13 protein-coding genes are annotated in these 12,591 nt (G+C 54.8%); 5 read left to right on the plus strand and 8 right to left on the minus strand.

What is annotated here, in order from left to right; translation table 11 throughout:
• Positions 1 to 56 precede the first annotated feature (56 nt).
• Complete coding sequence (gene uvrD / locus KU854_RS21365; protein WP_218360351.1) at positions 57 to 2,234, minus strand: DNA helicase II; 2,178 nt, start codon at positions 2,232 to 2,234, stop codon at positions 57 to 59.
• 285 nt (positions 2,235 to 2,519) lie between these two features.
• Between uvrD and KU854_RS21370 the strand changes: the two genes are divergently transcribed.
• Genes KU854_RS21370 through KU854_RS21385 form a run of 4 tightly spaced genes read left to right on the plus strand, consistent with a single transcriptional unit; the run spans position 2,520 to position 4,901 of the window.
• A complete protein-coding gene (locus KU854_RS21370) occupies positions 2,520 to 2,780 on the plus strand; it encodes a BufA1 family periplasmic bufferin-type metallophore (protein ID WP_218360352.1) in 261 nt (86 codons plus the stop codon).
• 39 nt (positions 2,781 to 2,819) lie between these two features.
• On the plus strand, positions 2,820 to 3,671 hold the full coding sequence (gene bufB, locus KU854_RS21375; RefSeq protein ID WP_218360353.1) for an MNIO family bufferin maturase: 852 nt from the start codon (positions 2,820 to 2,822) through the stop codon (positions 3,669 to 3,671).
• Positions 3,668 to 4,417: an HvfC/BufC N-terminal domain-containing protein gene (locus tag KU854_RS21380; protein WP_218360354.1), complete on the plus strand. Its 750-nt coding sequence runs from the start codon at positions 3,668 to 3,670 to the stop codon at positions 4,415 to 4,417. The genes bufB and KU854_RS21380 overlap by 4 nt, the downstream gene beginning before the upstream one ends.
• 19 nt (positions 4,418 to 4,436) lie before the next feature.
• The gene (locus KU854_RS21385) at positions 4,437 to 4,901 is read left to right on the plus strand and encodes a DoxX family protein (RefSeq protein WP_218360355.1); all 465 of its coding nucleotides are present in this window, start codon (positions 4,437 to 4,439) and stop codon (positions 4,899 to 4,901) included.
• Here KU854_RS21385 and KU854_RS21390 read toward each other — a convergent pair.
• From KU854_RS21390 to lptM, 6 genes are read right to left on the minus strand one after another with little or no spacing between them, the layout of a single operon-like run.
• Positions 4,858 to 5,583 carry an HAD-IA family hydrolase gene (locus KU854_RS21390; RefSeq protein WP_218360356.1) on the minus strand — a complete coding sequence of 242 codons (726 nt, stop codon included), beginning with the start codon at positions 5,581 to 5,583 and terminating at the stop codon, positions 4,858 to 4,860. The two genes, KU854_RS21385 and KU854_RS21390, sit on opposite strands and share 44 nt — an antisense overlap.
• Before the next feature lie 15 nt (positions 5,584 to 5,598).
• Complete coding sequence (gene xerC / locus KU854_RS21395) at positions 5,599 to 6,516, minus strand: tyrosine recombinase XerC (protein WP_218360357.1); 918 nt, start codon at positions 6,514 to 6,516, stop codon at positions 5,599 to 5,601.
• Entirely contained in the window at positions 6,513 to 7,187 is a 675-nt protein-coding gene (locus KU854_RS21400) for a DUF484 family protein (protein WP_218360358.1), read from the minus strand. The genes xerC and KU854_RS21400 overlap by 4 nt, the downstream gene beginning before the upstream one ends.
• Positions 7,184 to 8,014 (minus strand): diaminopimelate epimerase, encoded by an 831-nt coding sequence (gene dapF / locus KU854_RS21405; protein WP_218360359.1) that lies wholly within the window; start codon positions 8,012 to 8,014, stop codon positions 7,184 to 7,186. Before dapF ends, KU854_RS21400 begins: the two co-directional genes overlap by 4 nt.
• A 9-nt stretch (positions 8,015 to 8,023) precedes the next feature.
• Positions 8,024 to 9,277 carry a diaminopimelate decarboxylase gene (gene lysA / locus KU854_RS21410; protein ID WP_218360360.1) on the minus strand — a complete coding sequence of 418 codons (1,254 nt, stop codon included), beginning with the start codon at positions 9,275 to 9,277 and terminating at the stop codon, positions 8,024 to 8,026.
• Between the two features lie 24 nt (positions 9,278 to 9,301).
• Positions 9,302 to 9,463 (minus strand): LPS translocon maturation chaperone LptM, encoded by a 162-nt coding sequence (gene lptM, locus KU854_RS21415; protein ID WP_218360361.1) that lies wholly within the window; start codon positions 9,461 to 9,463, stop codon positions 9,302 to 9,304.
• Positions 9,464 to 9,537: 74 nt separating this feature from the next.
• Here lptM and cyaY point away from each other — a divergent pair, with 74 nt between their 5' ends.
• Positions 9,538 to 9,849, plus strand: a complete 312-nt coding sequence (gene cyaY, locus KU854_RS21420) for an iron donor protein CyaY (protein WP_218360362.1) — start codon at positions 9,538 to 9,540, stop codon at positions 9,847 to 9,849.
• Positions 9,850 to 9,915: 66 nt separating this feature from the next.
• On the opposite strand, the gene KU854_RS21425 is transcribed toward cyaY, so the two are convergent.
• Positions 9,916 to 12,480 (minus strand): class I adenylate cyclase, encoded by a 2,565-nt coding sequence (locus KU854_RS21425; protein WP_218360363.1) that lies wholly within the window; start codon positions 12,478 to 12,480, stop codon positions 9,916 to 9,918.
• Positions 12,481 to 12,591 lie beyond the last annotated feature (111 nt).

Raw genomic sequence — 12,591 nt, forward strand, 5'->3', positions numbered from 1 at the left:
GTCAGCGGAAATAGCAAAGGGTGGCTAAATGCCACCCTTTTTTGTTTGTATTGCCGTTACAGCGCTTCGAGTTTGGCGTACTGGGTCACCAGCCATTTAATGCCTTCACCGTTAAAGGCAACCTGTACCCGGCTTTGCTGACCACTGCCTTCAAAGTTGATGATGGTACCTTCACCAAATTTCGGATGCTGCACGCGCTGGCCGAGGGCAAAACCGGTCTGGTTGAAATTCTGCTGGGTCTGGGTTGACGAGAAACGGCCAGCCGCTGCTGCGGGGCGCGACACCTTGGCACGCATGCGCACTTCTTCCAGACACTCTTCCGGCAACTCGCGGATAAAGCGTGACGCCTTGTGGAACATATCCTTACCGTACACGCGGCGCATTTCTGCAAAGGTGATGTAGAGCTTTTTCATCGCGCGGGTCATACCCACGTAGCAAAGACGACGTTCTTCTTCCAGGCGGCCGGCTTCTTCCGCCGACATCTGGCTTGGGAACATGCCCTCTTCCACACCCACCATAAACACCATTGGGAATTCGAGACCCTTGGCACTGTGCAGTGTCATCAACTGTGCGGCATCGTCAAATTCGTCCGCCTGTCCTTCACCGGCTTCCAGCGCCGCATGGGAGAGGAAAGCTGACAGCGGTGACATCTCATCCTGCACCTCTTCCGGCACCTCGAACTGGCGGGTTGCTGTCACCAGTTCCTCAAGGTTGTCGATACGTGCCTGCGCCTTCTCGCCTTTCTCGGCTTCGTACATAGCACGTAGGCCGGAGTGCTGGATAACGTAATCCGTTTGCTGGAACAGCGCCATTTCGCGGGTGTCATCCTCAAGGGCATTCACCAGCTCGATAAAACGGCGCAGGGAATTGGCGGCGCGGCCAGCCAGCGCTTGCTCTTCCAGAAGCTGGTTACTGGCTTCCCACATGGTTGCACCGCGGTCACGCGCTGCAAGACGGATGGTTTCCAGGGTGCGGTCACCCAGGCCACGGGCCGGGGTATTTACCACGCGCTCAAACGCCGCATCATCAAAACGGTTGCCAATCATGCGAAGATAAGCCAGCGCATCTTTGATTTCCTGACGTTCGAAGAATCGCATGCCGCCGTAAATGCGGTACGGCAGTCCGGCCTGGATCAAGGCTTCTTCAAGCACACGGGACTGGGCGTTGTTGCGGTACAAAATGGCGGTGTCATTCAACGCGCCACCTTCGTCCTGCCAAGCTTTGATTTTGCCGACCACAAAGCGTGCTTCGTCCAACTCGTTGAACGCACTGTATACCGAGATTAATTCACCTTCCTTGCCTTCCGTCCACAGGCTCTTGCCCATGCGCTCGGCGTTATTGGCGATCAGGTGGTTAGACGCTTTCAGGATGTTGCCGGTCGAGCGGTAGTTCTGCTCCAGACGGATGGTTTCTGCGCCCGGAAAGTCCTGCAGGAAACGGGAAATGTTCTCGATTTTCGCCCCGCGCCAGCCGTAGATGGACTGGTCATCATCACCCACAATCATCACTTTGGCAGAGTTGCCCGCCATCATACGCAGCCAGGCATACTGGATATTGTTGGTATCCTGGAATTCGTCCACCAGAATGTGCTGGAAACGGGCCTGGTAGTGTTCGCGGATATGGACTTTGTCACGCAGCAGTTCGTGGCAACGCAGCAATAGCTCGGCAAAATCCACCAGACCGGCACGGTCACACGCTTCCTGATAGGCGCTGTAAACCCGCAGCCAGGTTTTCTCAACCGGATCGAACTGGGCATCAATATGGTGTGGACGCAGCCCTTCATCTTTCTTGGCGTTGATGTACCAGGATGCCTGACGCGCTGGCCAGTGTTTTTCATCCAGGTTCTGTGCCTTGATTAAACGGCGCAGCAGGCGTTGTTGGTCATCCGAATCGAGGATTTGAAAATCCTGCGGCAGGTTGGCATCAAGATGGTGCGCACGCAGGATGCGGTGACACAAACCGTGGAACGTGCCACACCACAGCCCGGACGCGGTGCCCTGCATTAACTGCTCAATACGGCCACGCATTTCTGCCGCGGCTTTGTTGGTAAAGGTTACCGCCAACACCGAAAACGGCGAGGCATACTCAACCTGCATTAACCAGGCAATACGATGGACCAACACCCGGGTTTTACCACTGCCCGCACCGGCCAGAACCAGATAGTTACCAAGCGGCGCAGCCACGGCTTCGCGTTGTTTGTCATTCAAACCGTCAATCAGGTGGGATACGTCCATCGTTTCATTCACTGGTTATTTATACACTGGTTGAGGATTATACCCGCAATGTCCCTCAGATGCATGTCAGCGGATGAGATCACCACCAATTGTTAGATATCAATAAATTAAGACACTCCCCCGCCCTCACACTGCCAATTTTGGCGAAAAAATATCCTTACAAACGAAAGTTTTCTTTGTGGACTCCTATCTTTTAGATCAGCACGCCCTTGGTTTGTGCTGGCGCATAGAACGCCAACTCTATTAATCATTAAAGGACGAAAGTCTGCCTAAAGAGGATTTACCATGAAAAAGACCAATTTTGCTGTTGCTGCCGCTGTAACCAGTCTGCTTGCTGTGGGTGCGACGACCCTCACCACCACGCCTGCCCAGGCAGCAGAAAAAGAGAAATGCTATGGCGTCGCCAAAGCCGGTAAAAACGACTGTGCGACCAACACCAGCTCCTGCGCCGGTACTTCTACCCAGGATGCACAGAAAGATGCGTTCATCGTGGTACCAAAGGGCCTGTGTGATCGTCTGGTTGGCGGTTCAACCACCTCATCTTAATCACGCATTATCACAGGTAACCGGCGAGCGAGGCTTGGCATGAAACAGATTTCTCCCTGGGTAGGTGTAGGACTAAGAGAACCCCACCACGACTATTTCCTCGAGCAGACCCCGGATATGGGCTGGCTGGAGGTTCACAGCGAGAACTTTTTTCTGCCGCACGCAAGTGCCACGAAGGCGCTGCGTACCTTGCGGCGCCGTTATCCCGTGAGCTGCCACGGCGTGGGTTTGTCGTTGGGTTCGGTTGACCCGGTCAACCCACACCACCTTTCCCGTCTGAAGACTCTGGTCGATGAAATCGATCCCCTGTTTGTTTCCGATCACCTGAGCTGGAGTTCGGTTGACAACACTTATTTCAACGATTTGCTGCCCCTGCCATATACGGAAGAGGCGCTGGCGGTTTTTTGCCGCAATGTCGAGGTAACACAGGACTATCTCGGCCGTCAGATACTGGTTGAAAACCCGTCAAGCTACTTAAGCTTTGCCCATTCCACCATTCCTGAGTGGGAGTTTTTATCCGAGGTAGCCAGACGCACCGGCTGTGGTCTGTTACTGGATTTGAACAACATTTACGTCAGCGCCTTTAATCATGACTTTGACACAGACTCCTACCTTGCAGCCATCAATCCGGATTGGGTGCAGGAAATTCATCTGGCCGGTTTTACCAAAAAGACCCTGGATGAAGGGGAGATCTGGATTGATACCCACAGCCAGCCGGTCTCCGAACCTGTGTGGGATCTCTACCGGAAATGGATTGCACACCATGGCGCTTGCCACACCCTGATTGAATGGGACCGGGACATTCCCGCCCCTGCAGTCTTGCTGGCCGAAGCAGCAAAAGCCAATGACATCATCCAGTCGATGGTAACGCCTAGCAGGGAGGCGATATGAGCACGCCAAACCTTGCCGAACTGCAACACCAGTTTCGCGATGCGTTGCACTACCAGCCGCACGACTTGTCGCTTGGCGAAGGCGTTGCGGAGCCGGAAGCGCTGCTGCAGGTGTACCGAAACAATTTTGTGATGACCCTGACAGAGTGTCTGGAGGCTGTGTATCCCGTGGTGAATGCACTGGTGGGCGATGAATGTTTTCAGGCGGTTGCCCGCCACCACGTGCTCAGCCACCCCATGACGGATGCCTGCGCCGAGAGCTATGGCGGGGGATTCAACGACACCATCATGTCACTGCCCAACATTGTTGAAACGGTGCCATACCTTGCCGACATGGCAGCCCTGGAGTGGCATATCCAGTGCGTCAGCCGTGCCCCCATGCCCGCTCCCTTTCCAATGGAAAGGCTGGCGAAGGTCGAAGACGAAGCCTTCGCGGCTATCCAGTTGCAAAGCCCTGCATCCGTCGCGGTATTGCCAAGCGATTACGCGGTTGGCGTTTTGTGGCAGGCCATCAGTGATAACGACGAGACAGCGTTATCCAAAATAGACATCAACCAGCCACAGACCGTGCTTGTCCAGAAACAGGCCGAAGGTGTGGTGATATCAACCTTAACCGAAGAGGATGCCCAGCTGATCCTTGCCTGTCAGCAATCACCGTTAGGTGACGTTGACCCGGCGCTGCTGCAACACCTGTCCGGCGTGATACAGGGCGGCATCTTCAGCGACTTTGTCCTCGTAGCCCAATAAATAAAAAAGGAATTTGAACATGATTGCTGTATTGAACAAACTGGACAGTGTAATGGAATCCCTGCTCAAGCCTTTGGTACCGGTTTTGCTGCTCATCGGACGCCTGTGGGTTGCGTGGATTTTTTTCCGCTCAGGGCAGACCAAATTTGCCAGCTGGGACAGCACCCTGTTTTTGTTCGAATATGAGTATCAGGTGCCTTTCCTGCCATGGGAAATGGCAGCTTATCTGGCAACGGCGGGGGAGCTTATCCTGCCTGTATTGTTGGCGGTGGGCTTTTTAAGCCGCCCAACCGCGCTGGCTCTTTTTGTGCTTAACGCGGTGGCAGTGATTTCCTACCCGGCGCTGTGGCCAAAGGGATTCTTTGACCATCAGCTATGGGGCATGATGCTGCTGTTGATCATGATTTTCGGCCCAGGTTTGGCGGCGGTTGATAACTGGGTTAAATCGCGAGCGGTAGGCTCAGCAGCTCGCCAAGGTGAGTGATTTCGATATCCGGCAGTAATGAAGCGCGCCGCTGCAATGTCAGCGGCGTTTTTGTGTCGTTAAACCAACAGGCACGGAATCCCGCCAGCTTCGCCCCACGGACATCTGCCACCAGATGATCGCCGACATGCAAGATACGCCCGGCAGGCACCTTTAACTGGGACTGTGCCTTGGCAAACAACGCCAAATCCGGTTTGGCAGCGCCATCTGGCCCCGCCTGCAACACACTGTCAAACAGCGGGGTCAGCCCGAGACGGTCGCAATCCACGTTGCCGTTAGTGATCGCCACCATGGGATAGCGCGATGCCAACTTGTCCATGATGTCCATGGCTTCATCCGGTACGGTGAAGTTGCTGCGCTCGTGAAGAAAAAATGCGACGCCGTCATCGGCCAATGATTTGGCTTCCGTGTCGCTCAGTCCGCAACGCTTAGCGGCCAATCCCAACTGAGCGCGGCGGATTTCTGTAACAAAGCCAATCAAGGAAGGATTCGCGGCAATTGCCTCGGCGCGCATTGCCTGCCACTGCGGCCAGTCAAATTCGGCCATTTCAGGGCAGCGTGCTGCCAGCCATTCCAGCAGCAGGTTTTCAGCGCGCACAATCACCACCCGGTTGTCGTACAGGGTGTCGTCCAAGTCGAAGGTCAGTGCCGATACCGGCTGCCAGCGGCGGTAGAACTTCATGTGCGCTCCTTAGCCTTAGCTGTCGCTTTTCCGTTTGCGCGCCCTGGGGTGCGCGGCATCGTAGACTTTTGCCAGATGCTGGAAGTCGAGGTGGGTATAAACCTGGGTAGTGGACAAGTCAGCATGCCCCAGCAACTCCTGCACCGCGCGCAGATCGCCAGAGGACTCCAGCATATGGGTAGCAAAGCTGTGGCGCAGTTTGTGCGGGTTGATATGGCTGCTGACCGCCTGTTTCTGTCCCCATTCCGCCATGCGTTTTTGGACGCTGCGCGGCGAAATGCGGTTGCCCAGTTTGGACAAAAACAGCGCCTCTTCCGGCCCTTTGAGCAATTGGTTACGCACCTTGAGCCAGTTAATCAGCCACTCTTTGGCCATGCCGGTAAAGGGGACAATGCGCTCTTTGTCGCCCTTACCGATGACACGCAAATCGCCCTTTCGCATCGCAACATCACGCACATTCAGGCCAATCAGCTCAGACAGGCGCAGACCCGCGCCATACATCAACTCCATCATGGCGCGATCACGCACCGACAATGGGTCGTCGGCATCAACCGAAAGCAGCTGGTTCACTTCATCGACATCGAGGTTTTTCGGCAAGGTACGTCCTTGCTTGGGCGCAGCCACCCCTTTGGCCGGATTGGCACTGAGTACCCCGTCGGCCACCAGAAAATCAAAGAAGCTTCTGAGCGATGAAAGACGCAGGGCAATGCTGCCCGGTTTGAGTTTGTCACGCTTGGCCTGGGCGGCAATCTGGCGAACCCAGGTAGCATCCACATCCCGCCATTCGGTCACACCGACGCTCACCAGAAATTCAGCGCTGGCAGTCAGTTGTTGGCGGTAATTGGTTTCGGTGTGGCGACTGAGGCCCCGCTCGCGAATCATGTAATCAAAGAATCGCGCCAGCGGTTTTTCCAGACTGGCGGGCAGACTCATTGGTCCGCCTGCCATTTGGTAAGAAGGATGGCGATGTGCTCGGCGACCTGCTCAACAAACAGGGTGTCCATGCTGGGCTGGAAATGGCCGCCGTCTTTGCTGGCAAAAGCCAGAAAGCCCAGCTCTTTACCTTTGACTACCGGCACCAGGGCGTAGGAGCCCAGCTCCGGCGCCTGGGAGACAAACAGCTCGCCATCGGTACGGCGCAACCGGCCAAGGTAAATGCGCTGGCCACAGAAGTGTTGTGCTTTCACGGCATCTACACTGGCGCGGTCAAGGGCATGGTGACCCTGGTCGAACAAACGCAGGCTGACAGAAAGGTTCAGGGAAGCTGCCAGTTCACGCACAGCACAGTGAATATCGTCTTCCGACTCTGCCGCAAACAGGGCTTTGTGCGCTTTGGCAAAGGCGCGGAACAGGTTCTCGTTCCCCGCCGCAATGCTCATCAGTTGGGTGATGTCTTCTTCCAGCTCGCCGACACGTTCGCGCAGGCGGCCAAGCTGGATTTCCACCAAGGAGACCGCGCCACGCTCAGCGTGGGGGATCCGAAGTTGCGCCGCCAGCGAAGGCTGGCGGATAAAGAAATCAGGGTTATCTTTCAGGTAAGCGGCCACTGCGTCTTCGGTCAAAGCCTCGGCAAGTGGCCCCTCGAGCTTGGAAAGCTCAGTCATACTGTTATGTGTCCATCGTATACGTGTGTTGCAGGTCCGGTCATGTAAAGCGGATGACCCGGCCCTTTCCAGCGGATGTGCAGCGTACCGCCCGGCAGGTTTACCGTGACAGATTCATCCAGCAACCCCTGAACAATACCGACAGCAACCGCCGCACAGGCACCGCTGCCACACGCCTGGGTTTCCCCCGCGCCGCGCTCGTAGACGCGAAGGCGGATTTCATTGCGCGATACCACCTGCATAAAACCGGCGTTCACACGCTCAGGAAAACGCTCGTGGGATTCCACCAGCGGCCCCAGGGTTTCCACGTCTGCGGTATCGACATTCTCCACCACAGTCACACAATGTGGGTTGCCCATACTGACGGCACCTACAAACAGGGTTTTATCTTCTACCCGTAAAATATAGGTTTTTTCTTCCGCATTTGCGCGGAACGGGATTTTCGCCGGCACCCAAATTGGCTCACCCATGTTGACGGTAACCAGATCGTCACTGTCGATTTTGAGAACCATCTTGCCCGATTTGGTGCTGACGTGGATTTGGTGTTTGTTGGTCAGCCCTTTCATGCGAACAAAGCGGGCAAAGCAGCGCGCACCATTACCACACTGCTCCACTTCACTGCTGTCTGCGTTGAAAATCCGGTAGTGAAAATCACTTTCCGGATCATACGGTGGCTCAACCACCAACAGCTGATCAAACCCTACGCCGGTGTTTCTGTCCGCCAGACGACGGATCATTTCTGGTGAGAAATAGGCATTCTGGGTCACACAGTCAACGACCATAAAGTCGTTGCCAAGGCCATGCATTTTAGAAAACTGAATCTGCATCCGGGTCCTTTATTCAGGCAGTACCTGCTCGAGTGCCCACAGGGATTCCAGCGGTTCACGCTGGCGCACCAGATGGGCTTTGTCACCATCGACCATCACTTCGGCCGCACGGCAACGGGTGTTGTAATTGGAAGACATCGCAAAACCGTATGCGCCGGAAGAGCGCACCGCCAGCAGATCGCCGGCTTCCAGCACCAGGGCTCGATCTTTACCCAGGTAATCGCCGGTTTCACACACAGGCCCTACCAAATCATAGGTTTGCGCTTCACCGTCGCGCGGAATGACAGGTACGATTTCCTGCCACGCCTGATACAGCGCAGGGCGGAGTAAATCGTTCATTGCGGCATCAATGATGGCAAAGTTCTTGTGCTCAGTGTGCTTGAGAAATTCCACTTTGGTCAGCAGCACGCCTGCGTTAGCGGCAATGGCGCGGCCCGGCTCAAACACCAGTTCAATATCCTGGTGGTTCGACAGGCGATCAAGCAATGCTTTGGCGTATTCCGATGGCTGGGGTGGCTTCTCATCGTGATAAGTCACTCCGAGGCCACCGCCCACATCCAGGTGGGTAATATGAATGCCGTCGTTGCGCAGCTCATCAATCAGTGCCAGCAGACGGTCAGTTGACTCGATAAACGGTTCAATCTCGGTCAGCTGCGAGCCGATATGGCAGTCGATACCGTGCACTTCCAGATTTGGCAGGCTGTGCGCGTAGTGGTAAACGTCACGTGCGCGGTCAAACGCGATACCGAATTTGTTCTCTTTCAGGCCGGTAGAAATGTAAGGATGGGTTTTCGCATCCACATCCGGATTGATGCGCAGGCTGATTGGCGCCACTTTACCCAAGTCGCCCGCCACTTTGTTGAGGCGGTCAAGTTCGGCTTCCGACTCAACGTTAAAGCATTTGATGCCTAGGCTCAGCGCGCGCGCCATCTCCACCTCGGTTTTACCCACACCGGAAAACACCACTTTGGCCGGGTCACCGCCCGCTGCCAGTACGCGTTCCAGCTCGCCCTGGGAGACAATATCAAAACCAGAGCCGAGGCGTGCCAGCACATTCAGCACACCGATGTTGCTGTTGGCTTTCACGGCATAGCAAATCAGGTGCGGATGATCGCCCGCTGCGTTGTTAAACGCATGCCAGTGACGCTCCAGCGTGGCGCGTGAGTATACGTACAGCGGGGTGCCATGCTCTTCAGCCAGTCGTGCCAATGGCAGATCTTCTGCCCACAACTGCCCATCATCCTGATAATTGAAATAGTCCAACGTTGTCCTTCCCTGTCCAAAAATTTATTGCTGAGTGGCGCCCTGAGCGTCCTGTGGAGTTTCTGAAGCAGCAGGTGCAGTCTGCGCCGGCGCATCTTCAGGAAAATAAAGCGGCCCTTGTTGGCCACATGCTGAAAGCAGGGTTACGGCTGCCAGCAAGGCAAGTTTCAGGGGAGTTCGCATCATTATCGCCAGTGATCCAAAAGTTAATGCCCTCTATAATCGCATCAACACACTGAAAAGCAATAGGACGACAGAGAATGAACACAAGCCAATACCACGAACTGGTTGACGTGCAATGGATGGCGATTGAAGAGGGTATCGACGAAAGCGGTGCCGATATCGATTACGAGACCAACGGCAACGTCCTGACACTGGAATTTGAAGACCGCAGCCAGATCATTATCAACCGCCAAGAGCCGATGAAAGAGATTTGGCTGGCATCGCGCTCAGGCGGATTCCACTTCGGTTACCAGGATGATGAGTGGGTTTGCAGCAAGACCGGCATGGTCTTTATGGACATGGTAAAGCAAGAGTGCAGCAAGCACGCGGGCGAAGCTGTCGAGTGGTAACAGCCGCTTGGTAACACTTGATGGGTAACAATAGAGTGCTGACAACCTGTGTTGTCAGCCTTTTTCTCAGCGCGACATAAACTGCGCGGCGTTTTTACCGGCATCGCTACTGCGCTGCCACTGACGATCGCTCTTGTAAGGAATAACCTGGGCACGGCCATCAGCCTGATAGATGATGTCGTAAAACTGCGGCAGGTTGAAACTGCCAGCCTTACCACCGAAGTTGGTCGATTCCTGCGATGAGGTGTAGAAACGGTTTACACCCTGCACCATCTCTTCTTTATCACCGCTGCACTGGCGGTAAACTTCCACCCGGTTATTCTCGTCCAGCACATAGATGTGGAAACCCTGATCGCAATCTTCAAAGAAGAACTGGATAAGTCGTTCACTGGCGTAGGCATCCACCACTTCCGGCGGGTGAACTTCCGTTTCCTTGTCCAACACCATGATAGGTGAACCATGCACTTTGTTGGTGGAAATGGAGCGGTAGAAGTCGACGGAGTTTTCCAGTTTCTGTACTGACACACCACGGCGTTCGAAGAATAGGCCAAAGGTCTGATCTGCCACGCGGATGGCTTTAAAGCGGCGGCGTTTTTCCTGATCAACCGGTTTGAGGCGCAGGTCGATACACTCCGCCACCAGTTGGTACACCAGGTTGCGGATCAGGCCACGCATCTTGCCGGCATAACAGAACACGTCCACCGATTCCGGCGGAATGGCGTCCTGGTGCATTTTGCCGAGCAGGGTTTTGAGTACGTCGAGAATGGCATTCTCACCCTTGAAGTTCAGGGTACGCACTTCGTTCCAGCTGTTGCGGTAAACCAGATCGACACTGCTGACCAGACACTGCTGATCCAGCCCGTAGCAGAAAATGTCGGTATTTTTGAAATCAAACCGGGCAGCAGGCTGCTTGAGTTCCGAGGTCGGATCCTGCTCAAGATTGATAAACAGCGCCAGTTTGCGGATTTCACACGGACTCGACAACGCCTGCAGCGATGGCTGAGGACGGCGCACGGAGAAGGTGTTGCGAATATCACTCACCAATTGGTAGAGCTTGTCGATGTCCACATTGCTGGTTTTGCTCACCACATGCAGACGGGTGGATTCGGTCAAAAGGCCATTGAAATAAGCCCATGCCACCAGCTTGGACAGGTAGCGGTTATGCTCCAACGGCGCACGGCCAATGATGTCGACCGGTTTGAGCGAATGCTTGTACAGATACCAGCCCGGCGGGTTGTTGCGCCCTTCCGGCACATGGATAAAGGTCAGATCTGCCTCGTGCAAGTCCGGTGACAGCTGCGGGTTAAGCAAGGTCACTTTACCCGGCAACACCTCAAATGCTGCGTACAGCTTACGCGCCAGAATACTGATGTCTTCCGGGCTGATAGCAGAGGTGATGTCATTGCGGCGTGCAAAGCGGATCAGGTTGCGGTAGCTCAGCATCAGGGCTTCGAGAAGCTCGTTGTGCGCTTCCTTTACATCTTCCACTTTCCAGTTGCGGCGATTGTCCAGGTGCGCGATATCGTCCTGTGTCCAGCCCCACTCACGGGTCAGGATGCACAGCACTTCGCGGCGCCACGGCACCGAGCCTGGACCCGGATCGCGGGTCAGTTTTTCATGGGTTTTGAGGTAGAAGCAGCGACGCACCAGATCCAGACGGCGGTGATCGTCAATACGCTCAAGGTAGCGCGTCACCTTCTCCAGCATGAGGTAGTAAGCATCGGACTGATACACATCCAGCATACCGGAGAAGAAGCGGCGCTTGCCGTCAACACTCAGAAGCTGGGTCCCAGGATATTCCCAGGAATAGGCTTCGAGCAAAATCGCTTTCAATACCGATTTGTAAGGTGAATCAATGCTTTTATACAGCTGCCACAGGCTGGAGCCGAAATACTCTTCCGCAGGAATTGACGGCAGTCCGCCAAAATCGACCCACTCATTGCGGCGCACCGCACCACTGGCAATCAGCTCGCCAACATAGTCTTCATAGCAGTTTTCCATCTCCGGCGGCACCAGGTACCACAGCAGATGTTGCCCGGCGAGATGCACGGCCGAGCGGTAGAATTCATCCAGCAACAGATAGTGCTGGGTCGAGCCACAGTTGTCTGTGGTCATCTCCTGAGTCAAGTACTGGCGGAAACGCTGTTCGCAGATGACGAAGAAATTGACCTCGACTCCCTGCGCCATCGCCCATTCAGAGATCAGGGCGCATTTGGCATCCAGCATGGCGCGATCGTCGGCATTCACCCAGTCCTGAACACACACCCAGATATCCAAATCACTGGATAGGCTTTGTCCCATGGAGGCAGTACTGCCCATAGAAAACAGTCCCTTAATAGGGAATTCCTGGGAAAATGGCTTGCTGGGTGCCGGTTGGCTAGCAGCCAATGCACAATCGCTGATGAAGTCTTGCTGGTCGTTGGTGAGGGTAAAGTTGCAGACGCCGTGAAGCACACTGCGCTCGAGGTAACCGGGAATGGCAGGATGGTTAAAATGCAGCAACGCCGGTAAAACGTTAAACACGTTTACGGCTTGCGAGTGCATCGCACTACGCGCACGTTCCAACCTCACAAGGTTGAATGCTTCCAGTCGCGCTATTTGCTGATCAACATAGTTTTGCAAGATAAACATCCAAAGTTGCCGACATCCCAGTCAACGTAATGAGCCCGAATTAACAACCACTCCGAGCTCATGGATAAAAACGTGATCAATCTAACAGTTTTTTCCTGGAGCGTAAAGCAA

Origin of the sequence: Enterovibrio paralichthyis (genome assembly GCF_019209835.1) — a bacterium.
In the GTDB taxonomy this organism is placed as follows: Bacteria; Pseudomonadota; Gammaproteobacteria; order Enterobacterales; family Vibrionaceae; genus Enterovibrio; species Enterovibrio paralichthyis.